Source organism: Pseudomonas sp. GW460-LB5 (assembly GCF_059423245.1).
The window spans coordinates 108,131-128,071 of record NZ_JBWKXT010000012.1; the positions used below are offsets into that span (position 1 = coordinate 108,131).

At 58.1% G+C, this 19,941-nt stretch carries 21 protein-coding genes; 8 read left to right on the forward strand and 13 right to left on the reverse strand.

The window, feature by feature from the left end:
• Window positions 1-4 precede the first annotated feature (4 nt).
• Genes AC07XM_RS10260 through AC07XM_RS10270 form a run of 3 tightly spaced genes read right to left on the reverse strand, consistent with a single transcriptional unit; the run spans window position 5 to window position 2,157 of the window.
• Window positions 5-475, reverse strand: a complete 471-nt coding sequence (locus AC07XM_RS10260; RefSeq protein WP_031314387.1) for an arsenate reductase ArsC — start codon at window positions 473-475, stop codon at window positions 5-7.
• Window positions 476-489: 14 nt separating this feature from the next.
• Entirely contained in the window at window positions 490-1,773 is a 1,284-nt protein-coding gene (locus AC07XM_RS10265; protein WP_102688989.1) for an arsenic transporter, read from the reverse strand.
• Between the two features lie 27 nt (window positions 1,774-1,800).
• Complete coding sequence (locus AC07XM_RS10270; RefSeq protein WP_060519748.1) at window positions 1,801-2,157, reverse strand: metalloregulator ArsR/SmtB family transcription factor; 357 nt, start codon at window positions 2,155-2,157, stop codon at window positions 1,801-1,803.
• Window positions 2,158-2,890: 733 nt separating this feature from the next.
• On the opposite strand from AC07XM_RS10270, the gene AC07XM_RS10275 reads away from it, so the two are divergent.
• Window positions 2,891-3,223, forward strand: coding sequence for a DUF2790 domain-containing protein (locus AC07XM_RS10275; protein WP_039614978.1), 333 nt, complete (start codon window positions 2,891-2,893; stop codon window positions 3,221-3,223).
• Window positions 3,224-3,358: 135 nt separating this feature from the next.
• Here the strand turns inward: AC07XM_RS10275 and AC07XM_RS10280 are convergent, their stop codons facing one another.
• From AC07XM_RS10280 to AC07XM_RS10315, 8 genes are all read right to left on the reverse strand, one after another.
• Complete coding sequence (locus AC07XM_RS10280; protein ID WP_101195988.1) at window positions 3,359-3,685, reverse strand: four-helix bundle copper-binding protein; 327 nt, start codon at window positions 3,683-3,685, stop codon at window positions 3,359-3,361.
• A gap of 160 nt (window positions 3,686-3,845) precedes the next feature.
• Window positions 3,846-4,199, reverse strand: coding sequence for a copper-binding protein (locus AC07XM_RS10285; RefSeq protein WP_060519755.1), 354 nt, complete (start codon window positions 4,197-4,199; stop codon window positions 3,846-3,848).
• The gene (locus tag AC07XM_RS10290) at window positions 4,196-7,354 is read right to left on the reverse strand and encodes an efflux RND transporter permease subunit (protein WP_060519757.1); all 3,159 of its coding nucleotides are present in this window, start codon (window positions 7,352-7,354) and stop codon (window positions 4,196-4,198) included. The genes AC07XM_RS10285 and AC07XM_RS10290 overlap by 4 nt, the downstream gene beginning before the upstream one ends.
• Window positions 7,351-8,814: an efflux RND transporter periplasmic adaptor subunit gene (locus AC07XM_RS10295; protein ID WP_101195989.1), complete on the reverse strand. Its 1,464-nt coding sequence runs from the start codon at window positions 8,812-8,814 to the stop codon at window positions 7,351-7,353. Before AC07XM_RS10295 ends, AC07XM_RS10290 begins: the two co-directional genes overlap by 4 nt.
• The gene (locus tag AC07XM_RS10300; protein ID WP_060519761.1) at window positions 8,811-10,061 is read right to left on the reverse strand and encodes a TolC family protein; all 1,251 of its coding nucleotides are present in this window, start codon (window positions 10,059-10,061) and stop codon (window positions 8,811-8,813) included. Before AC07XM_RS10300 ends, AC07XM_RS10295 begins: the two co-directional genes overlap by 4 nt.
• 86 nt (window positions 10,062-10,147) lie before the next feature.
• Window positions 10,148-10,495 carry a hypothetical protein gene (locus AC07XM_RS10305; protein ID WP_060519763.1) on the reverse strand — a complete coding sequence of 116 codons (348 nt, stop codon included), beginning with the start codon at window positions 10,493-10,495 and terminating at the stop codon, window positions 10,148-10,150.
• 36 nt (window positions 10,496-10,531) lie between these two features.
• On the reverse strand, window positions 10,532-11,938 hold the full coding sequence (locus AC07XM_RS10310) for a heavy metal sensor histidine kinase (RefSeq protein WP_060519764.1): 1,407 nt from the start codon (window positions 11,936-11,938) through the stop codon (window positions 10,532-10,534).
• Window positions 11,938-12,615 carry a heavy metal response regulator transcription factor gene (locus tag AC07XM_RS10315; RefSeq protein ID WP_060519766.1) on the reverse strand — a complete coding sequence of 226 codons (678 nt, stop codon included), beginning with the start codon at window positions 12,613-12,615 and terminating at the stop codon, window positions 11,938-11,940. Before AC07XM_RS10315 ends, AC07XM_RS10310 begins: the two co-directional genes overlap by 1 nt.
• Before the next feature lie 165 nt (window positions 12,616-12,780).
• Between AC07XM_RS10315 and AC07XM_RS10320 the strand changes: the two genes are divergently transcribed.
• The 6 genes from AC07XM_RS10320 to AC07XM_RS10345 all read left to right on the forward strand — a co-directional run bounded on the left by AC07XM_RS10320 (window position 12,781) and on the right by AC07XM_RS10345 (window position 17,763).
• Window positions 12,781-12,987, forward strand: a complete 207-nt coding sequence (locus AC07XM_RS10320; RefSeq protein WP_060519770.1) for a co-regulatory protein PtrA N-terminal domain-containing protein — start codon at window positions 12,781-12,783, stop codon at window positions 12,985-12,987.
• A 181-nt stretch (window positions 12,988-13,168) separates the two neighbouring features.
• Entirely contained in the window at window positions 13,169-15,082 is a 1,914-nt protein-coding gene (locus AC07XM_RS10325) for a copper resistance system multicopper oxidase (protein WP_060519772.1), read from the forward strand.
• Between the two features lie 14 nt (window positions 15,083-15,096).
• Window positions 15,097-15,420 (forward strand): hypothetical protein, encoded by a 324-nt coding sequence (locus tag AC07XM_RS10330; protein WP_019470286.1) that lies wholly within the window; start codon window positions 15,097-15,099, stop codon window positions 15,418-15,420.
• The gene (locus tag AC07XM_RS10335) at window positions 15,410-16,525 is read left to right on the forward strand and encodes a copper resistance protein B (protein WP_060519774.1); all 1,116 of its coding nucleotides are present in this window, start codon (window positions 15,410-15,412) and stop codon (window positions 16,523-16,525) included. The genes AC07XM_RS10330 and AC07XM_RS10335 overlap by 11 nt, the downstream gene beginning before the upstream one ends.
• Window positions 16,526-16,535: 10 nt before the next feature.
• Window positions 16,536-17,318, forward strand: coding sequence for a c-type cytochrome (locus AC07XM_RS10340; protein WP_060519775.1), 783 nt, complete (start codon window positions 16,536-16,538; stop codon window positions 17,316-17,318).
• Entirely contained in the window at window positions 17,308-17,763 is a 456-nt protein-coding gene (locus AC07XM_RS10345; RefSeq protein ID WP_060519778.1) for a DUF411 domain-containing protein, read from the forward strand. Before AC07XM_RS10340 ends, AC07XM_RS10345 begins: the two co-directional genes overlap by 11 nt.
• Window positions 17,764-17,868: 105 nt before the next feature.
• On the opposite strand, the gene AC07XM_RS10350 is transcribed toward AC07XM_RS10345, so the two are convergent.
• Entirely contained in the window at window positions 17,869-18,057 is a 189-nt protein-coding gene (locus AC07XM_RS10350) for an AbrB/MazE/SpoVT family DNA-binding domain-containing protein (RefSeq protein WP_060519780.1), read from the reverse strand.
• 416 nt (window positions 18,058-18,473) lie between these two features.
• On the opposite strand from AC07XM_RS10350, the gene AC07XM_RS10355 reads away from it, so the two are divergent.
• On the forward strand, window positions 18,474-19,301 hold the full coding sequence (locus AC07XM_RS10355) for a DUF8758 domain-containing protein (protein WP_060519782.1): 828 nt from the start codon (window positions 18,474-18,476) through the stop codon (window positions 19,299-19,301).
• Here AC07XM_RS10355 and AC07XM_RS10360 read toward each other — a convergent pair.
• Window positions 19,258-19,734, reverse strand: coding sequence for a DUF488 domain-containing protein (locus tag AC07XM_RS10360; protein WP_060519784.1), 477 nt, complete (start codon window positions 19,732-19,734; stop codon window positions 19,258-19,260). The two genes, AC07XM_RS10355 and AC07XM_RS10360, sit on opposite strands and share 44 nt — an antisense overlap.
• Window positions 19,735-19,941: the final 207 nt, after the last annotated feature.

Consider the following 19,941-nt stretch of genomic DNA (forward strand, 5'->3'; position numbering starts at 1 on the left):
GGGCCTACAGCGCGCCGATGCGAGCAAGTTCGGCTTTCAGTTCGTCCTGGCTCAGTTGCGAGAAGGGCAGCGCAATGAAAGCGCGCACGCGCTCATCGATCTTCGCAAGTGTGGTCTGGAAGGCTTGTTCGATTTCCGCCTCACTGCCGGTAACCGCCGAAGGGTCGGCCAGGCCCCAGTGGGCTTTGAGCGATGGACCGAAGAAGATCGGGCAGGCTTCGCCGGCAGCTCGATCGCACACGGTGACGACTATGTCGGGAGGAGAGCTCTCGAAGACATCCGAGGCCTTGCTTGAAAGACCAGCGGTGGGGATACCGGCGGCTTCCAAGGTCTTCAGCGCCCGCTCATTGACCTTGCCGCTTGGGAAGCTACCCGAGCTCACAGCTTCCATACCCTCGGGGGCCAGATGATTGAACAGCGCCTCGGACAGGATGCTGCGGCAGCTGTTGTGGGTGCACATGAACAAGACTTTCATCAGATATCTCCGGTTCAAAAGCTCAGGCGTATGGCCAATGCGGCCAAGGTGGCAAGCAGGATCGGCAGCGTCAGGACGATACCGGTGCGGAAGTAGTAACCCCAGGTGATAACGATGTTTTTGCGGGCCAGCACGTGCAGCCACAGCAAGGTGGCCAGGCTGCCGATTGGGGTGATTTTCGGACCGAGGTCACAGCCGATGACGTTGGCGTAGATCATGGCCTCACGCACGATGCCAGTGGCCTCGGCGGAATGGATCGACAAAGCTCCTACCAGTACAGTGGGCATGTTGTTCATGACCGACGACAGGCCAGCGGCGAGCAGCCCCGTCCCGAGGGATGCGCCCCAGACCCCGTAGCCGGTGAAGACATTGAGGATCTGCGTCAGGTAGTCGGTGAGGCCGGCATTACGCAGGCCATAGACCACCAGGTACATGCCAAGCGAGAACACCACGACCTGCCAAGGCGCGTCCTTGAGCACCTTGCGGGTTGAGATCACGTGCCCATGCGCAGCGATCAGGTAGAGGATCAGCGCACAGGCAGCAGCGATGGCGCTGATCGGAACGCCCAGCGGCTCGATGGCGAAGAAGCCGACCAGCAACAGCGCAAGCACCCACCAGCCGGCAACGAACGTCGCCTTGTCGCGGATAGCGGCTTCGGGAGCCTTCAGTTGGTCGAGTTCATAGGTTCGCGGCAGGTCCTTGCGGAAGAACCACAGCAGCATTCCCAGCGTGGCGGCGATACTGACCAGGTTCACCGGCACCATGATCGAGGCGTACTCGCTGAAACCGATGCCAAAGTAGTCGGCGGAAACGATGTTCACCAGGTTGGACACCACCAGCGGCAGGCTCGCGGTATCGGCGATAAAACCTGCTGCCATGACAAATGCCAACGTCGCCGCCGGGGAAAAACGCAGGGCAAGCAGCATGGCGATAACGATCGGCGTCAGGATCAGCGCTGCGCCATCATTGGCGAATAACGCCGACACTGCTGCTCCCAGGAGAATGATGAAAGCGAACAGCTTGCGGGTACTGCCGTTGCCCCAGCGGGCCACATACAACGCTGCCCATTCGAAGAAACCCGCCTCATCCAGCAAAAGGCTGATGATGATGACAGCGATAAACGTTGCGGTGGCGTTCCATACTATCTGCCACACCACTGGGATATCAGACAGATTCACTACGCCCGCCAGTAGCGCCACGACCGCCCCTAGACCAGCGCTCCAGCCCACCCCCAGACCCTTTGGCTGCCAGATCACCAGAACGATCGTTGCGAGAAAAATCAAAAATGCGATGAACATGGCTCAACTCAGTCAGCGAAGTGAAAATCAAGCACAAGCAGCAGGGCTTTGTGGACGCTCGCCCATTTCAGCAAGGCGCACAGCATCGGCGCTTAGCCACTGGGCGTTTGCATCGACAACACTCTTGAGCATCATCTGCACCCATTCTGGCAAGGACGGATTGAGGCGGTAATACACCCATTGTCCCTGCCGCCGGTCCATGAGGATTCCGGCTTCTCGCAATTGAGCAAGATGCCGAGAAATCTTCGGCTGGCTGAGGTCGAGTGCGCAGGTCAACTCACATACGCATAGCTCGCCTTCACTGGCGATCAGCAAGGTCATCCGGGCTCGTGTTTCGTCAGCGAGACATTTAAAAACGATGGGGGGGGTTAGGGTTTCCCGCATTTGACCTCCTGGGGAACGCAGCACGGGCGGCTCATATCTGGAGGCTCGAATATATGACCATTCAGATATACGGTAAAGCAGATATTAATTCACTGACCAGATGACCGAGTCACAGTAGGAGGCAAAATCCAGGGTTCGCGCCCTTATCCGGATATTGATTCCCTTCCCATCGAGTCCACGATGAACCACCCTGAGATGTCTCTCCGATTGCTTGGTGCCGATCAGATCCAGGGGTTGGATGAGTATCTTTCCGCAGCCGGCTTGCCTACCCCGGACCTTCTGCAGCACGACCGCATGTTCTATTCCTTTCACCGTGGAGAAACGGAACTGGGATATGGGGCATCGAAGGATGGCCAGGCTCGTCTAATTCGTTCGCTGGTTGTGGATCCTGGGAAAGAGGATCCGGGGTCGGTACCTTGCTGCTTAGAGCACTTGAACGCATAGCCGAAGCCGACGGGGCTTAAAGCCTCTGCGGACCACAATTGCGCCCGATTTATTCGAGGCTCGGGGATATGAGCGCAGAGAGCGATCCCTAGCCCCTAGGGTGATTTCCAACTCCGCAGAGTTTGAAAAGCTCTGTCCCGTGTCGGCTTTACCTTAGGCACCCGCAAACTGTCTATGAGGGAATAGCGCTGTCAACCCAGCACAGCCTTACAAAGATGTAATGCCTGGATCACATGGATGACAGCTACCGGGCCTTAGGCTGCAGTCATGTTTTCATGGAGTAATTGAAATGATCAAAGCCAAATGCATCGCCGGCCTACTTCTCTTAATCGCCTCCTCATCCGCTTTTTCCGAAGGAGGTTCTGATCGTTTGCACGGAAAAATGATTCAGGCGAATGAGCAGGCTATGCGTGCATACGCAGCGGCCAATGGAAAAAAGCCACCTGAGGTGATCCATTATCGCTATGGAATGAAGCTGGACGTGGCGAGAGTCATCAGCAGGACTTCGACCAACGGCAGCTGCGACGTGATGCCGGCACAGATGAATTACGAGGACTCAACAGGAGAGCTGAAAATCCTTGAATATCGCACTGCCGGAATTAACTGCAGGGGTCAAAACTGACCGAAGCACAGGTTAATTCTTGAAGTCAGCTGATCACCAGTAGCGCCAGCTGATCGGCCGCCAGGGGGCTTGTGATCGACCGACCGAGGTCTTCCCTAAGTACTTTGCAAAAGAACGACGGTCGGTCGAAATTAATTAGGCAGCCATTGCTTCGCAGGATTGTGCGCAGGCCAAACAGGCTTGTGCGCAATGCTGACAGTGGTCTGCCGTGTGCTTACTGCACTCCTCCCCGCAGGCGCGGCAAATCCTGGCGCACAACGCACAAAATTCCTTGGCGAGCATGCTTTCTCGTGCCATCAAGGTAGCCGCCAGCCTGCACATATCTGCGCAATCCCTGTCCAACTTGATGCAGTCAGCCATCATTTTTACGTCCTGCTCTTGCAGGCAGGCTGACGCGCAGCCTTCACAGGCCAGCGCACAGCGCAGGCATTCCGAGATGCATTCATCAAAGCTACTGTTCATGATCATATCTCCGGTATCGGGTCGATGTGATGCCAGTGCACCGTCTCATGACGGTATGTAGCGTTCGACCTGAGGGGTTCCTGAAGATTGATTACATTTCTGTAAGCTTGTCCGAATCATCTCAGTATGAAGGCGTGCCCGATCATTCAAGGCTTTTCAATCACTGCTTCTGGATGCTCACGATTTTCGCGGAGCTTCCCTCCATGCGGAACCCAAATTTCACCTTGTCGCCTACGTTCAAGCCCTTCAGCTGTGCAGGCTCAGATTGGAAGCCCATGGTCATCGCCGGCCATTTGAGCTCTGCTACCGGGCCGTGCGCTAAGGTGATTTTCCCGCTTTGAAGATCCAGCGCCTTTATTGTCCCCTCAGCATGCGCAGTGGGAGCCGCCTGGCTCCCTTGGCCCCCCTCGGCGGAGGCTGGCATTTTCTTCATGTCCATACCATCCATGTCCTGGGCATGCACACTGGTGGCAAAAGCGGTGACCAGGCCTGCGATGACAATTAGCTTTTTCATTGGATTTCTCCTGAGAGGTTGGGGGTAGTTACAGCAAGTTCGCGGCGACGGATCAGCCAGTACGCCGCAGGGATTACAAAAAGGGAAAGCAAGGGGGCGGTGAGCATGCCGCCCACCATGGGAACCGCGATGCGGCTCATGACCTCGCTGCCGGTACCGCTGCTCCAGAGGATGGGCAGCAAGCCTGCAACGATGACCGCCACAGTCATTGCCTTGGGCCTGATGCGTTGCACCGCGCCCTCACGGATCGCGTCGAGCAGCGCTGTTCGTGTGGTTTCGCCTTTGGCTTGACGCTCAGCCCAAGCGTTATTCAGGTAGATGAGCATGATCACTCCGAACTCCGCCGCTACGCCGGCCAGGGCAATGAAACCAACGCCTGTGGCCACCGACAGGTTGTAGCCCAGCAGGTACAGCAGCCAAACGCCTCCGGTCAGCGCGAACGGTAGTGTGCCCATGATGAGCAACGCCTCACCGAGGCGCCCAAAGGTCAGGTAGAGCAGCACGAAGATGATGGCCAGCGTCGCCGGCACCACCCAGGCCAGACGGGCATTCGCCCGCTCCAGGTATTCGAACTGGCCGGAGTAGCTCAAGCTCATGCCTGGATCGAGCTTCACCTCGCTGTTGATCGCCTGACGAAGGTCTGCCACAACAGACGATAGATCCCGGCCGCGCACATCGATGTACACCCAACCCGAGGGGCGAGCATTCTCGCTCTTAAGCATGGGCGGGCCATCAGCGATACGTATGCGGGCCACGCTGCCGAGCGTCAGCTGACCGCCCTGCGAGGTGTAGATCGGCAGCTGACGCAACGCCTCCACGGAATCACGCCATTCGCGTGGATAGCGCACGCTGATGGGATAGCGGGCCAAGCCTTCAACCGTTTCTCCAATGGTTTCGCCACCAATGGCGCCAGCCACGAGGGCCTGTACGTCGGTGATGTTCAGACCGTAACGGGCAGCGGCATGGCGATCGATATCCAGATCAATGTAGCGGCCACCAGTCAAACGCTCCGCCAGCGCCGAAGTCACTCCAGGAACCTTTTTCGCTGCCCGCTCCACAGCGAGGGTAGCCCGGTCTATCTGGTCTAGGTCGCTGCCGGCCACCTTGACGCCTATTGGGCTCTTGATACCGGTGGCCAGCATATCGATGCGGTTGCGGATGGGCGGGATCCAGATGTTGGTCAGCCCAGGCACACGCACAGTGCGATCAAGCTCCTCGATGAGCTTCTCCGTGGTCATTCCTGGACGCCACTCACTCTTGGGCTTGAGCCGAACGATGGTCTCGAACATCTCCAGCGGTGCCGGGTCGGTAGCGGACTCGGCGCGGCCGGCTTTACCAAAGACACTGGCCACCTCGGGAACAGTTCGAATCAGACGATCCGTTCGCTGCAACAGCTCTGAAGCTTTCTGCGCCGAGAGTCCAGGCAAGGCTGAAGGCATGTAAAGCAGATCACCTTCATCGAGCGGAGGAAGGAACTCGCCCCCAAGATGATTCAAGGGCCACAGACTGCTGAGCAGGATGAGCAATGCTCCAGCGAGGGTAACCAGAGGCCGGCGCAGGACGACCTCTAATGCCGGACGGTACAGCCGGATGAGGCCCCGGTTGAGCGGGTTGCGCTGTTCCGCAGGCAGTGGCCCTCTGATCCAGTACCCCATCAGCACCGGAATCAGGGTCACCGATAGCGCAGCCGCCGCTGCCATTGCGTAGGTCTTGGTAAAGGCCAGGGGTGCGAAGAGACGCCCTTCCTGGGCTTGCAGCGTGAACACCGGGATGAACGATAGCGTGATGATCATCAGGCTGAAGAATAGTGCCGGTCCTACCTCGACGGCCGCCTCTGTCATTACCCTCCAATGCGCTTCGCCTCGCAAGGGTTGACCAGGATGCCGGGCATGCCAAGCCTCAACACGTTTGTGGGCGTTCTCGATCATGACCACGGCAGCGTCCACCATTGCACCGATGGCAATAGCGATTCCGCCAAGGGACATGATGTTGGCATTGATACCCTGATGACGCATGACAATCAGCGCAATCAAGATTCCCACGGGAAGCGACACGATAGCCACCAACGACGAGCGCAGGTGCCAGAGAAACGCTGCGCATACCAACGCCACTACTACGAATTCCTCGATCAGCTTGTGACTGAGGTTCTCCACGGCACGGTCGATCAACTGGCTGCGGTCGTAGACGGTGACAAGCTCCACCCCGGCTGGCAGGCCTTTCTTCAGGGTTTCTAGCTTGGCCTTGACGTGCCCGATGGCCTCACGAGCATTCTTCCCGCTGCGCAGGATCACCACCCCTCCTACGGCTTCGCCGAGGCCGTCCAGTTCGCCTATGCCTCTGCGGGCTTCCGGACCTATCTGCACCGTAGCGACGTCGCCTAATGTCACCGGCACGCCCTTGGTAGCCAGTCGCAGCGGTATCGCTCTGAAATCATCCAGCGATCGCAGGTAGCCGGCCGCACGTACCATGAACTCCGCTTCGCCCTGCTCCAGTACACCGCCACCGGTCTCCTGGTTGGCCTTGCCTATAGCCTCAACCACCTCAGCCTGGGTGATACCGAGGCTGGCCATGCGCAGCGGATCGAGGACGACTTGGTACTGCTTGACCATACCGCCGATGGTGGCTACCTCAGCGACATCCGGCAGGGTCTTGAGCTCATAGCGCAGGAACCAGTCCTGCAGGCTGCGCAGTTGCGACAGGTCATGGCCGCCGTTGCGATCGACCAACGCATACTGATAAATCCAGCCCACTCCGGTGGCATCCGGGCCCAGTACCGGCTTGGCTGCCTCAGGTAATCGCGATTGCGCCTGGCTCAGGTACTCAAGCACCCGTGAGCGCGCCCAATACAGATCGGTGCCGTCCTCGAACAGCACGTAGACGAAGCTGTCACCGAAGGCGGAGAAACCGCGTACCGTTTTGGCCCCCGGAACCGAGAGCATGGTTGTGGTCAGCGGATAGGTCACCTGATTCTCAACGATTTGGGGAGCCTGGCCTGGGTAGGACGTGCGGATGATCACCTGCACGTCCGACAGGTCGGGCAAGGCGTCGATTGGCAGGCTACGCACCGAGACGAAGCCCCATGCCACCAGAAACAGCGTGGCGAGGAGCACCAGCACACGGTTGCCTACCGACCAGCGGATCAGTTTGGCAATCATGGTTGGCCCTCCACCACGTTGATCTGCTCAACTACCATGCCCTCGTCGCGTTCGCGTATGCCAAAGCGAATCTGCGCACCGACCTTGAGGCCATCAAGGAGAGACTGATCAACCACAGGAAAGGTCATGGTCATCCCTGGCATGCCCAGGGTGATGAAAGGACCGTGGGCAACGGTGAGCTGGGTGCCGTCTATCTGCACGACACGGCCATCCGCTTCATGCAGGGCTGGCCCCGCATTAGGCTGACTATCCTGCGCCGTCGCCGCCTCGATGCCTTTCAAATTAGCGTCGGAGTCCAACAGGAATTGCCCGGACGCGACGATGCGCTGTCCTGGCTGAAGGCCCTGCAACACCGCAACTTTCCCTCTGCTCTCCTGGCCCAACACGACTTCCACCGGCCGGAAGCGACCACCGTCTTCAGCCAGCATCAACAGGTCTCGCTTGCCGGTGCGGATGACCGCCTCGGCAGGCACCAAGAGGCTTTGCTCGGAAGACTCGCCGGGATGGAGAGCCACTTGAGCGGTCATCCCAGGACGAAGCCGTCCATCCGGGTTGGGCAACTCGATACGCAGGCGCAACGTGCGGCTCTGCAAATCGGCATCGGCGAGCAACGCGGTCAACTTGCCCGGTATGGGATCGCCTGGGAACGCTGGCAATTGCGCCCGCACAGGCTGGCCTTCGCGAAGACCTTGAGCCTGGGCTTCCGGCACAGCCGCTTCCAGCCAGACGTTGGCCACTCCATTGATCCTCGCCAAGGTAGCCCCCGGCGTCAACGTCATTCCGGGTCGCAAATCGAGAACCTGGATGACTCCGGCCGTGGGTGCGGAGAGTGTGACCGAGAGCTGCACCTTCCCAGTGCTCGCGACCCGGTTGATCAGGTCGGCCGGCATGCCGGCGAGCACAAGCCGCTGTCGTGCCGCCGCCGTCAGCTGCGTGTCGCCGGAATGCCGCAGCGCCAGGTATTCCTCCTGCAAACCAGCCCACTCCGGGGTTAGCACATCGGCTAGAGGAGCCCCTTTGGCAACGATGTCGCCCGTCGCTCGACCATAGACGCGCTCGACGTAGCCGCCAGTCCGGGCCTGCAATACGCTGAAGTCGCGTTCGTCGAACGTTAGAACGCCGCTCACACTCAGGGTCCGTTCTAGCCGGCCAGCCGTCACCGTCGCCAATCGAATCCCAAGGTTTTGCTGGAGCCCAGCCGAGACCTGAACCGCAGGCTGCTCCTCGCCAGCCGTGTCATCCGAATACTTGGGCACGAGCGGCATGTCCATGAACGGCGATTTTCCGGGCGCCGGGAAGTGCTGCTGGGGATACATCGGGTCATACCAGTACAGCGCTTTTTTTTCCTCACCTACTGGCTGGGATGAGGAATACGCACCTCTTCCACCTAGCCAGAAGCCCGCGCCTATCCCAATAGCAAGGGCAGCAGCCACGAGCAAACCAATCGACCTATTCCTCATGCCCGCACCTCTCCATAAACGAAATGCAGACGCGCTGCTGTTGCCGCCAACTGTCCTTGCAGGTCCACATCCTGTAGCAGCGCTTCCACACGCTGCCGGCGTGCCGACAGCACTTCACTCAACGGCGAATTACCGGCGCGGTAGTCCGCCAGAGCGAGGCGTACCCGGTCCTCGGCCAGGGGCAAAAGTGTTTCGCGACTGCGCCGTACAGCCCGTTGCAAGCGTTGGTACTCGGCAAGGTCTGTTTCAAGCTGAGCTTGATGCTCGCGCAGGGCAGCGTCCTGCTCATTTTCCAATTGGCGAACTTGTGCGCGTCGTGCCGCAATCATTGGGTCTTGCCGGGAGCTGGTGAACAACGGCAACTGGAAGCTGACTTGCAGGCTGACCATGTTGCTGAAGTCCGGACCACGGCGCTGATAATCCACCCCCCAGGACCAATCCGATTTCTTTTCCGCCTGAGCCTGGTGTACCTGGGCTTGAGCCTCGCGTGTCATGGCGTTGTAGGTATTGAGCTCCGGATGGGCATGGACGGAGTGCAAGTATTCAGCTGCATCTACAGGCCAGACAGGGAACGTCGGCGCGCCCACTTCGGCGTCCTGCCCAATCCAGCGCTTCAGCGCGGCTCGCGCCTGAGCTGACTGACTCAACAGAACGTCTTTCTGCTCGTCCAACTGTGCCAATTCCTGTTTGGGAGCCAACGTATCGGCCGTTGAGCCTGCGCCTCCGGCCAGGCTGGCCCGCACCGTGGAAGCCAGCAGCTGGTTTTCTTTGTAGAAGGCGTCGAACTGTTCAAGCTTTCGCTGCACGGTGTATGCAGCCACCCAAGCCTGTGCGGTTGCCGCCCGAACTTTCAGCCGTTCGAACAGCGCCTCGGCATCGGCTCGCTCGACCGTGGCCTGCGCTGTCTCTATGCGAGCTTTGCGTTTGTCCCGGTTCGGTACTTCTTGGGACAGGCCAACCACCTGCATGGTCATGAAGTCTCTGTTCATGCTCCAGCGGTCGGTGCCTTCAATCGGCAGGTTCTGTACCCCGAGATTCAGGCGCGGATCGGGTAGTTCGCCCGCTGGAATGACTGCGCTGCGCGCAGCTGATGCCTGCTCCTGGCGGGCCTGTAGAGAGGGAGCGTTGCGTTCAGCCAGTTGCAGCGCCTCATCCAGCGACAGCGTTGCAGCCTGTGCCGAGACAGCCGGCAGCAGTATGAACAGGACGGCCGTGGTTATCCGTCCCTGAAAACGTTGGGGAGTCATGAAAATGATTCCTCGAAAGATCAGCGCCCAGGCGCGTGCCATCGCCCCGCTGCTAGGCGGAACGACGGTGTGAAATTAAGAGGGAATCAGACGCGGGGAGGCCGCCATGGATCGGGGGGAGAGCCTGTCGCTATGCCTACCGCGTAGGTATCGGCAGGTCGTGGCTTGGCAAAGGTCAGCCCAGGCGTCAGGAAGCTGAGCTGCACTGTGCTAGCAGTCCTGCACTCCTGGCCGACCTTGCAGGATTTGGCGTGATCGCCGGCCTTGCCCAGGTCTTGGTCCTGGCAGCAGTCATGATCCATACCCGCCATCATTTCCATGCCCATGGTCTGCATTGGGCAAGGTTCAGTCGCCGAATCGATGCCCGCCATCCCGTTAAGCGGAAGCGCCACGATAAGCATCAGGATGGTGAGCAGTCGAATGAACCGATTCATGATGGGCGAGTATAGATTACCGGGATGAGTTCAGCATTAAGGGGTTGGGGCTGCACTAACCCACCGCTTAGAGGCTGGGAGACTGATGAAGAAGGTTGTGACACCCTCCGCTGAAGTACACCAGATTCGTCCGCTATGAGCCTCGATGATAGAGCGGGTTATCGACAGACCCAGGCCTGCATTGCTTGGGCCGCCTTCGCGCCTGGCTGGATCGGCTCGATAGAATCGGTCGAAGATCTTGCCAATGTGCTGGGAATCGATGATTACCCCGCTGTTACGCACGGAAAGCGTCACGCTTTCAGGCGTCTGCTCGATTCGCACTGATATCTCGTTACCTTCCGGGGTGTAGCGCAACGCGTTGGATAGAAGGTTGGAAAGCGCTCGGTCAATCATCAGGCGATCGCCACGAACCTTACCCTGCCCGTGTAGGGTCAGCTGGATGCCTTGATCCTCAGCCAGGAACTGGTAGTACTCGAACAGCTTGGAAACGAGGTCGGAGAGCTCCACATCAATCTGCTCAGGGACGATCAGACCGTTATCCGCCTTGGCGAGGAACAGCATGTCGTCGATCATGCGCGACATACGCTTGAGGTCTTCCAGGTTCGAATAGAGGTTCTCCTCATAGGCATCCAGGTCACGCTTCTTGGTGAGCACCACTTCAGTATGGGTCAGAAGGTTGCTGACTGGCGTTCTCAACTCGTGAGCGATATCGGCAGAGAAGTTGGACAACCGAACGAATGCATCCTCCAACCGTCCCAGCATCCCGTTGAAAGACAGGATGAGCTCCTGAAGCTCTAGCGGCACGGGCTCCAGGGGAATGCGCTCGCGGAGCGATCTTGCCGACATCCCGGTGGCCACTTTGGTGATTTGCCCAACAGGCCGAAGCCCACTCTTGGCCACGACCCAACCCAAGCCTGCGCTTACAATCGCGCTGATCACCAGGCCAATTCCGAACCACCATTGCAGGGTGACAAAGAAATGGGCGTGAGTGGTGACGTCGAGCATCAGCACGGCCGTCACCGGTTCCGGCTCGCCTGCAATGGTCAGCTGGGCGGTAATGCCGCGAAAGTTCTGCGATTCATCCTGCCATTCCCAGACCGCACCCCGGTGCGCCTGCTCGAACCGCTGGGGAATTTGGGAGGCTTTGGGGTCTGAAAACAGGACCGTACCGTCAGCCTTGGTGATTTTCGCCGACAAATCCTGATGTGCGCCGAGCAATGCCCGCAGCTGCTGCTCCTGATCGTGGAGCCCGCCTCGCGCTGCTGAGATGGACAGGATATGACGCGTTGACTCCAGCTTTTCGGAAAGCGCCTGCTCATCCAGCATCCGGAAATGGTGCTGGCTGAGCCCGTAGAAAGCCACCCCGGCAACCACCAGGACAGCAGTCACTGCGAACATGAACATCAGGGTCAGTCGCTTGACGAGCGATGATTGCGGGCGCATCACTCGGGCACATCCATCATGTAGCCCATGCCTCGGGCGGTATGGATGAGCTTTGGCGCGAAGTCGTCATCTATTTTGGCCCGCAGTCGGCGAATCGCTACCTCAATCACGTTGGTGTCACTGTCGAAGTTCATGTCCCAGACCTGAGAAGCGATCAGCGACTTGGGGAGCACCTCGCCGCGTCGGCGCATGAGCAGCTCCAGCAGGGAAAACTCCTTTGCGGTAAGGTCGATCCGCTTGCCGTTTCGCGTAGCTCGACGCTTGAGCAGGTCTACCTCAAGGTCTGCCATCTTCATGGTGGTTTGAGCAGCACCACCGTTGCCTCTGCGCAACAACGTGCGAACCCGAGCCAGCAGCTCCGAGAACGCAAAGGGCTTCACCAGGTAGTCATCAGCGCCCAGTTCCAAACCTTTCACGCGGTCGTCTACGCCGTCTCGGGCCGTCAAGAAAAGAACCGGCACATCCTGACCCGCCGCACGGATCTTGCGCAGGACATCCCAGCCATCGAGCCCCGGCATCATCACGTCGAGTATCAGCAAGTCATACGCTTCGCTCTGTGCCTGTTGCAGGGCGTCAGTGCCTGTCATCACCCGGTCAACGGTGAAGCCAGCTTCTGTCAGACCTTGCTGGAGGTAGACACCGGTTTTTGGCTCATCTTCGGCTACGAGTAATTTCATCTGCTCTCATCCACGCGGGGTGCATCTCCAGTTTGCAGGAAAAAAGACGCCCAACCAGAAGCTGACGGAAAAGTAATGTCGAGATCAGTTTTCTGACAGCACCGCGAAGCTAACTTGACCCTGTACCTGACGCCATGAGGCGCAGAACCCACTGAGGATCTCCAGATGAACATGGTCAAAGCAATTGTGATGGTCGTTACCTTCGGCATGGCAGGCATCGCCCTGGCAGAGGGCGGCGCGGACCGGACCTTTGCGCGGATGGAAGCGGCTCGCCAAAGCTCCATGCAGGCATTCCAAGTTGCGCAGGAGAAGAAAGAGCAGGCGCCAGTTGCCGCCCAGTCCAGCAAGCATGCCGGCCACGAAAGCTGCTGATCCCAGCTTACAGAAATGTAATCACCCCGGAATCTGAACTATGGCAGTTTCAGACTACGGCCTCTCATCAGCCTCGCGCAGTGACGAAAGTCTACGAGACTGGTGAGAGCTCCAATGAACCCAAGGGCTGCCCCATCGAGCAGCCTGGATATCAGCGATCTACCTGACTGGACGCAACGGCATGCAAAGCAAAACCACGAGACGATCTTTCGTCAAAGGCCTGGCCGCTACCGGACTTCTGGGTGGGCTCGGCATGTGGCGCGCGCCGGTCTGGGCCGTGACCAGCCCTGGCCAACCGAACGTGCTGAGCGGCACGGACTTCGATCTGTATATCGGCGAACTCCCCGTCAATATCACGGGTGCAGCTCGCACGGCCATGGCCATCAACGGTTCGGTGCCAGGGCCGATCCTGCGATGGCGCGAAGGCGACACCGTGACACTGCGCGTACGCAACCGGCTGAAACAAGACACCTCCATTCACTGGCACGGCATCATCCTGCCCGCCAACATGGACGGTGTGCCGGGCTTGAGCTTCCACGGCATCGCTCCCGATGGCATGTACGAATACAAGTTCAAGGTCCACCAGAACGGCACCTACTGGTATCACAGCCACTCAGGCTTCCAGGAACAGTCCGGGGTCTATGGGGCGTTGGTGATCGATGCCAAGGATCCGGAGCCGTTTGTGTACGACCGTGATTACGTCGTCATGCTCAGCGATTGGACGGATGAAGACCCGGCGCGGGTGCTCTCCAAACTCAAGAAGCAATCTGACTACTACAACTTCCACAAGCGCACTGTTAGCGACTTCGTTGACGATGTGAGCGAGAAAGGCTGGTCGGCCGCTGTAGCGGATCGGAAGATGTGGGCTGAAATGAAGATGAGCCCCACCGACCTCGCTGACGTGAGCGGGTATACCTACACCTACCTCATGAACGGCCAGGCTCCGAACGGCAACTGGACGGGTATCTTCAAGCCCGGCGAGAAGATCCGCCTGCGCTTTATCAACGGCTCGGCCATGACCTATTTCGATGTCCGGATTCCTGGGCTCAAGATGACGGTTGTGGCTGCCGACGGCCAGTACGTCAAACCCGTATCGGTCGATGAGTTCCGGATCGCCGTTGCCGAAACCTACGATGTCATCGTCGAACCTGAAAACGAGCAGGCCTATACAATCTTCGCGCAATCCATGGACCGTACCGGGTACTCCCGAGGCACCCTGGCAGTTCGTGAAGGCTTGCAAGCGCCCGTGCCGGAGGTAGATCCACGCCCGATCATCGCCATGAGCGATATGGGCATGGACCACGGCAGCATGGGCGGAATGGATCACGGCGGCATGGCTGGCATGGACCAGGGGAACATGGCCGGGATGGATCACAGCAAGATGGCTGGGATGGACCATGGCAGCATGGCCGGCATGGACCACAGCAAGATGGCTGGAATGGACCATAGCAGCATGGCCGGCATGGACCACAGCAAGATGGCTGGAATGGACCATAGCAACATGGCCGGCATGGATCACAGCACGATGGCTGGGATGAGTCATGAGGGCATGGCCGGCATGAGCGGTGCAATGCAGAGCCATCCGGCTTCCGAGACAAACAACCCGTTGGTCGATATGCAGACCATGTCGCCGACCCCGAAGCTGAACGATCCGGGAATTGGCCTGCGCAACAACGGGCGCCGAGTGCTGACCTACGCCGATTTGCGGAGCACCTTCATCGATCCCGATGGTCGAGAGCCTGGACGCACAATCGAACTGCACCTTACCGGCCACATGGAGAAGTTCGCGTGGTCGTTCGACGGTATCAAATTCTCTGATGCTGAACCGCTGCGGTTGAAATATGGCGAGCGTCTTCGCATCACCTTGGTCAACGACACCATGATGACTCACCCCATCCATCTCCACGGTATGTGGAGTGATCTGGAGGACGAGAACGGCAACTTCATGGTTCGCAAGCACACCATCGACATGCCACCTGGCTCAAAACGAAGCTATCGCGTCACCGCAGATGCCTTGGGACGTTGGGCCTATCACTGTCACCTACTGTTCCACATGGAAATGGGCATGTTCCGAGAAGTCCGTGTGGACGAATGAGCTGGAGATTTGAGATGAGCAAACCAATGAAACGAAGCGCCTTTTTCCTCTCTGCTGCGATGGTCGGCATGTTGGCTGTTTATGCCCCGTCGTCGTGGTCCAGCGACAACCATGATCAGCATTCCCAGAAATCTACCGAGGCCGGTAAAGCCAAAGGTTCGCAGGACAAGCAGGGTCAGGGGATGAACCATGAAGGCATGGACCATGGGTCCATGGAAAGTATGGACCACGGCTCGATGAAGGGGATGGACCATGGCTCGATGGAAGGCATGGACCACGACAAAATGATGGAATCGCATGGCAGCGACAAAGCTAAGGCAGGGAAAGATGGTCAATAGCCTTGGGCGGCCTTCGCTGCTGGCCCTGACTGTTTCAATCGGCATGCTGGGCGTAACGCCCAGCTTCGCCGCTGAAGAAATGGATCACTCGGGCATGGATCATTCGAAAATGGGGCACGGTTCCATGCAAATGGATGCTGTTCCGTCCGAATCGATGCCGGCGATGGATCACAGCAAGATGGGGGTGAGCAAACAGCAGAAACAGCCTGCCCCTGTTGATCACAGCCAGATGGAGCATGCTCAAAGCCAGAGCAAATCCAGCCCGGTGGACCATAGCAAGATGGACCACAGCAAAATGGGCCATGGAAACATGAAGGGCATGGATCACGGTTCGATGAAGGGCATGGACCATTCCCAGATGAATCATGGTTCAGCGATTTCTCCGACCACAACGAGTCGCACGCCGATTCCAGTGCTCACTGATGCCGACCGCGAGGCAGCCTTTCCGCCTTTGGGTGGCCACCAGGTGCACGACAGCGGAATCAACAGCTTCTTCCTGTTGGACCAGCTCGAATACCAAGACGCCGATGAGGGCAGCACCCTGGCCTGGGACGCATCAGGCTGGGTAGGCGGCGACATCAATCGACTCTGGGTTCGCTCGGAAGGCGAGCGCACCAATGGGGTAACCGAAGACGCTGAGCTGCAACTGCTATACGGGCGCTCGGTCAGTCCTTGGTGGGACGTGGTCGCCGGAGTCCGTCAGGATTTCAAACCGGAATCACCGCAGACCTGGGCAGCCTTTGGTATTCAGGGCATGGCCTTGTATGACTTCGAGGCCGAAGCTACGGCGTTCATCGGCGAGAACGGCCAGACTGCTGCGCGTCTTGAAGGCGAATACGACATCCTGCTGACCAATCGCTTGATTTTGCAGCCCACGGCCGAGGCGAACTTCTATGGCAAGAACGATCCTGAGCGCGGTGTTGGATCGGGTCTGGCCAATACCGAAGTCGGGCTGCGTCTACGGTATGAAATCGTCCGCCAGTTTGCCCCGTACATAGGCGTTACCTGGAGCCGCTCCTACGGCAACACCGCTGACTTCATCCGAGACGAGGGTGGAGATGTTGATGAGGCACGCTTCGTTGCCGGTATCAGGATGTGGTTCTGAGAATTCCAACATGAAAAGAACAATTACAACGCTGCTTGTGGCCGGTGCTGTCGGAAGTGCTGCGGTATTGGGCACCGCGTATTTCGGCTTGGTGAATGTCGGCGCCGATGATCCTCACTTCCCGGCTGTCCATTCGTTTCTCGCCATGGCTCGCGACCGGTCGATTGAGGTTCGAGCGCGAGACATTGAAGTGCCTGACCTGAAGAACGCTGCGTTGATCAAGGCAGGCGCAGGCAACTACAACGCCATGTGCATTGGGTGCCACCTCGCCCCTGGCGTTGGAAAGACAGAACTTAGCCAAGCGCTATACCCGTCGCCACCTGACCTCACCAAGGTGGGTGTCGGAGGCGAACCGGCTGCCGCATTCTGGACGATCAAGCACGGCATCAAAGCCACCGGCATGCCCGCTTGGGGCAAGAGCATGGGTGATGAGTACATCTGGGGAATAGTCGCGTTCCTGGATCAACTTCCCGAAATGAATCCCGAGCAGTACAAGGCTTTGGTGGCCACGAGCGGTGGCCATCAGCACGGCGGCGGCGAAAGCGATATGCATAACCATGAGGGCCAGCACGGCGGGAGCGGGCATGCCGAGCATGGCGATCACGACGAAGCGGCAGACAACGATCATGCCCAGGCAGCTCACGACCATGGAGCTCCACCCGCAGGCGCCACCCAAGCGGCAGATCATCACGGTGACCACAATGCGGCCGAAGCCCATTCGGACGCCCACCCGAAATCGTCGACAAAGACGCATGTTCACAAAGACGGTAAGGAGCACACTCATGCCAACTAACCGGATACTCGTTCGTCTAGCCGCTATCGCTGGGCTGCTGGTGACCTCAGCGGCCTACGCTGCCGAGCCTTTGTCCATCGACGTTCACCGAGACGCGAACTGCGGTTGCTGCAAGAAATGGATCGCGCACTTGGAAGCCAATAGTTTCAAAGTGACCGACCATATTGAGACGGACATGAGCGCAGTGAAACAGAAGCTGGGCGTAGCGCCACGGTTAGCGTCCTGCCACACAGCCGTGATTGATGGAAAGTTTGTTGAAGGTCACGTGCCAGCTGAGCAGATTCGAGAACTCAAGGAGCGGAACGATCTGGTCGGGATCGCCGTGCCAGGAATGCCAGCTGGATCCCCAGGCATGGAGGTTGATGGCGTAAGCCATGCCTACCAAGTCATTGGGTTAACCAAAAGCGGCGCGGACCTAGTAGTCGCCAACTATCCAGCCAAATAACGCACCGACCAGAAGGACGGCAGTAGGCTGACTGCCGTCCCATGTATCCCCGCTAGAAAGCTTCATCAGCTCAACACGACGACACAGAGGGCCTGCAACGCGTAGCTAATCAGATTCGCGGCGCTCGCGGACTGGCTTGAGTACGATATCGCCGTTGATGAGCTCTATGGAGAGTCTGTCGCCCGTCGTGACCCCGAGCTCGCGCAGAATGTCGTCAGGTAATTCCACAATCACATCGCCGGAGCCGTCGCCGGGATCCAGGCACTTTACCGTGGTGCGCGCTGATTCAGTCATTGGGCTCTCCTGCCAGAGCTACCAGTCCCCATCATACTCCAGCAGCCATGCAAGCGGTGATTTGCTCAAGCAGCTTTGCAAATGCCATTTTGTTGGAGTGTTCAGTACGCCGGAAGCCCCTTGCGACTGAGCTAGATCCCATCGACGAACATCGAAAGGGGCCGCAACCCCAAACGGTGCGTAGCTCGTCCGCTTCAATCGGACGGCAAGTTCGTGCCGAAGCTGCGTTCAATCTTTCTGCGGTGCAGCCCGGTTAGGCAATCCCTAGCAGCAGCTATGCCTGAATTGCTCGCTCTTGGTGATGACGCTCAGTGGCAGCCGCACATGGATGAGGTTTGTCGGGACAGGGCGATATCATATGGCCAGTTTACGCTCTGGTCGCTACAGTATCAGCAGTACAATAAGGACGTGCCTGTATGAGAAGGAAAGCTCGCATACTAATCCTATGCAAAACATACCCGTCACCCAGCGCTGCCTATACAGAGACTTCGTGCGTTGCGGGGATGGACGAGGCAGGCAATCTGATCCGTCTTTACCCTGTACCGTTCCGCCTGGTCACTGATGATCAACGATTTTCAAAGTGGCAGTGGATCGAAGCCTCCATCGAAAAAAGCTCCAACGATCACCGACCTGAAAGCCATAAGATTGGCGTGGATACGATTCAGCCCCAAGACATTATTCCAACCTCGAAAGCGTGGATTCGAAGGAGGGAAATGCTTAGCAAGCTGCCCATCTACGACAGTTTTGAGGCTCTGGAGCAGGCTCGACAGAATTCCAATGTCACGCTCGGCTTGATCAAGCCTGAGCGAATTATTGGATTAGAGATCCGTAAAGCCGCGTCAGAAAGCTGGACTGATGAGGAGCTTGAAAAACTGGAGAGACTGCAGCGCCAGCCCGGTTTATTCGATCAGGACGATGTCAAAGCCAGCATCAAGCGCCTAGAGAAGGTGCCCTTCGATTTCTACTACAGCTATGAGTCAGTACTTGATGGTGAGGTAAAGATTTATAAGCACAAGATCGTAGACTGGGAGGCAAGCCAGCTGTACAGAAACATGCGCCGAGCTCATGGGCCTAACGGCTGGGAAGCGCCGTTTCGACAGAAGCTGGAGGTCGAGTTACCAGGAAAAGATCTTATGCTTCTAATGGGAACGATTCATCGATTTCCGCAACAGTGGCTTATCATCAGTCTCATCTATCCACCTAAGCAACCGCCCGAAGCAAATCAGCAAATTTCTCTATTTTGAGAGGCAGATGCCGCGTATCCAGGGATGAATCCAATTCACTCGCAGCCTCGGCGATAAGGCTGCGGTGACAAAAATTCGCGTCAGCTTCGTAGCAAACCATACAAATGCGCTGGCTTGAGGCATCAGCTGTCAGGTTCTCCAGAAGGTCCATCCGGGTACGGATGTAAGCCCTGAAGTCGCGCGCATAGACCCCCCAATCGCCATCGACCTTATAGCGGTTTCGAATCGGTTTTGGGCAACCCAAGGGAGGGGAATGCTCGTAGGCAATTCCTGCATCCGCCAAGCACTGGGCGAAAGCCTTCTTGGAGAAACCAGGCTTTCTGGACAGAGGGTACTCGCGAACGTCCAGAACCTTGTCGATCTGAGCTTGCTTAAGACGAGCGATGAAGGCGTCGATAGACAACCCTTCATAGCCTGCGGTGTAGATCGCCATGTGAAATCTCCCAGCGGCTTCCTGCGGCTGTTCTGCAAATAAATGAGAGACTATACCATTCTAGCCATGCTGTACCCCATGGGCATTGGATGGATGGCCATCTCCAAGAGGTAGCGACGAGCGGATGGTATGAATCGCCCCTGGTTTTCTAGACACTCTCCAAGCTCAGGAAATAGCGTTTCTCATACTCTACTGGAGACAGCTGCA

What these genes read in the sequence shown, in the direction of transcription:
- AC07XM_RS10260 (WP_031314387.1), bottom strand. Translation starts at nt 475, where the DNA reads ATGAAAGTCTTGTTCATGTGCACCCACAACAGCTGCCGCAGCATCCTG.
- AC07XM_RS10265 (WP_102688989.1), bottom strand. Translation starts at nt 1,773, where the DNA reads ATGTTCATCGCATTTTTGATTTTTCTCGCAACGATCGTTCTGGTGATC.
- AC07XM_RS10270 (WP_060519748.1), bottom strand. Translation starts at nt 2,157, where the DNA reads ATGCGGGAAACCCTAACCCCCCCCATCGTTTTTAAATGTCTCGCTGAC.
- AC07XM_RS10275 (WP_039614978.1), top strand. Translation starts at nt 2,891, where the DNA reads ATGATCAAAGCCAAATGCATCGCCGGCCTACTTCTCTTAATCGCCTCC.
- AC07XM_RS10280 (WP_101195988.1), bottom strand. Translation starts at nt 3,685, where the DNA reads ATGAACAGTAGCTTTGATGAATGCATCTCGGAATGCCTGCGCTGTGCG.
- AC07XM_RS10285 (WP_060519755.1), bottom strand. Translation starts at nt 4,199, where the DNA reads ATGAAAAAGCTAATTGTCATCGCAGGCCTGGTCACCGCTTTTGCCACC.
- AC07XM_RS10290 (WP_060519757.1), bottom strand. Translation starts at nt 7,354, where the DNA reads ATGATTGCCAAACTGATCCGCTGGTCGGTAGGCAACCGTGTGCTGGTG.
- AC07XM_RS10295 (WP_101195989.1), bottom strand. Translation starts at nt 8,814, where the DNA reads ATGAGGAATAGGTCGATTGGTTTGCTCGTGGCTGCTGCCCTTGCTATT.
- AC07XM_RS10300 (WP_060519761.1), bottom strand. Translation starts at nt 10,061, where the DNA reads ATGACTCCCCAACGTTTTCAGGGACGGATAACCACGGCCGTCCTGTTC.
- AC07XM_RS10305 (WP_060519763.1), bottom strand. Translation starts at nt 10,495, where the DNA reads ATGAATCGGTTCATTCGACTGCTCACCATCCTGATGCTTATCGTGGCG.
- AC07XM_RS10310 (WP_060519764.1), bottom strand. Translation starts at nt 11,938, where the DNA reads ATGCGCCCGCAATCATCGCTCGTCAAGCGACTGACCCTGATGTTCATG.
- AC07XM_RS10315 (WP_060519766.1), bottom strand. Translation starts at nt 12,615, where the DNA reads ATGAAATTACTCGTAGCCGAAGATGAGCCAAAAACCGGTGTCTACCTC.
- AC07XM_RS10320 (WP_060519770.1), top strand. Translation starts at nt 12,781, where the DNA reads ATGAACATGGTCAAAGCAATTGTGATGGTCGTTACCTTCGGCATGGCA.
- AC07XM_RS10325 (WP_060519772.1), top strand. Translation starts at nt 13,169, where the DNA reads ATGCAAAGCAAAACCACGAGACGATCTTTCGTCAAAGGCCTGGCCGCT.
- AC07XM_RS10330 (WP_019470286.1), top strand. Translation starts at nt 15,097, where the DNA reads ATGAGCAAACCAATGAAACGAAGCGCCTTTTTCCTCTCTGCTGCGATG.
- AC07XM_RS10335 (WP_060519774.1), top strand. Translation starts at nt 15,410, where the DNA reads ATGGTCAATAGCCTTGGGCGGCCTTCGCTGCTGGCCCTGACTGTTTCA.
- AC07XM_RS10340 (WP_060519775.1), top strand. Translation starts at nt 16,536, where the DNA reads ATGAAAAGAACAATTACAACGCTGCTTGTGGCCGGTGCTGTCGGAAGT.
- AC07XM_RS10345 (WP_060519778.1), top strand. Translation starts at nt 17,308, where the DNA reads ATGCCAACTAACCGGATACTCGTTCGTCTAGCCGCTATCGCTGGGCTG.
- AC07XM_RS10350 (WP_060519780.1), bottom strand. Translation starts at nt 18,057, where the DNA reads ATGACTGAATCAGCGCGCACCACGGTAAAGTGCCTGGATCCCGGCGAC.
- AC07XM_RS10355 (WP_060519782.1), top strand. Translation starts at nt 18,474, where the DNA reads ATGAGAAGGAAAGCTCGCATACTAATCCTATGCAAAACATACCCGTCA.
- AC07XM_RS10360 (WP_060519784.1), bottom strand. Translation starts at nt 19,734, where the DNA reads ATGGCGATCTACACCGCAGGCTATGAAGGGTTGTCTATCGACGCCTTC.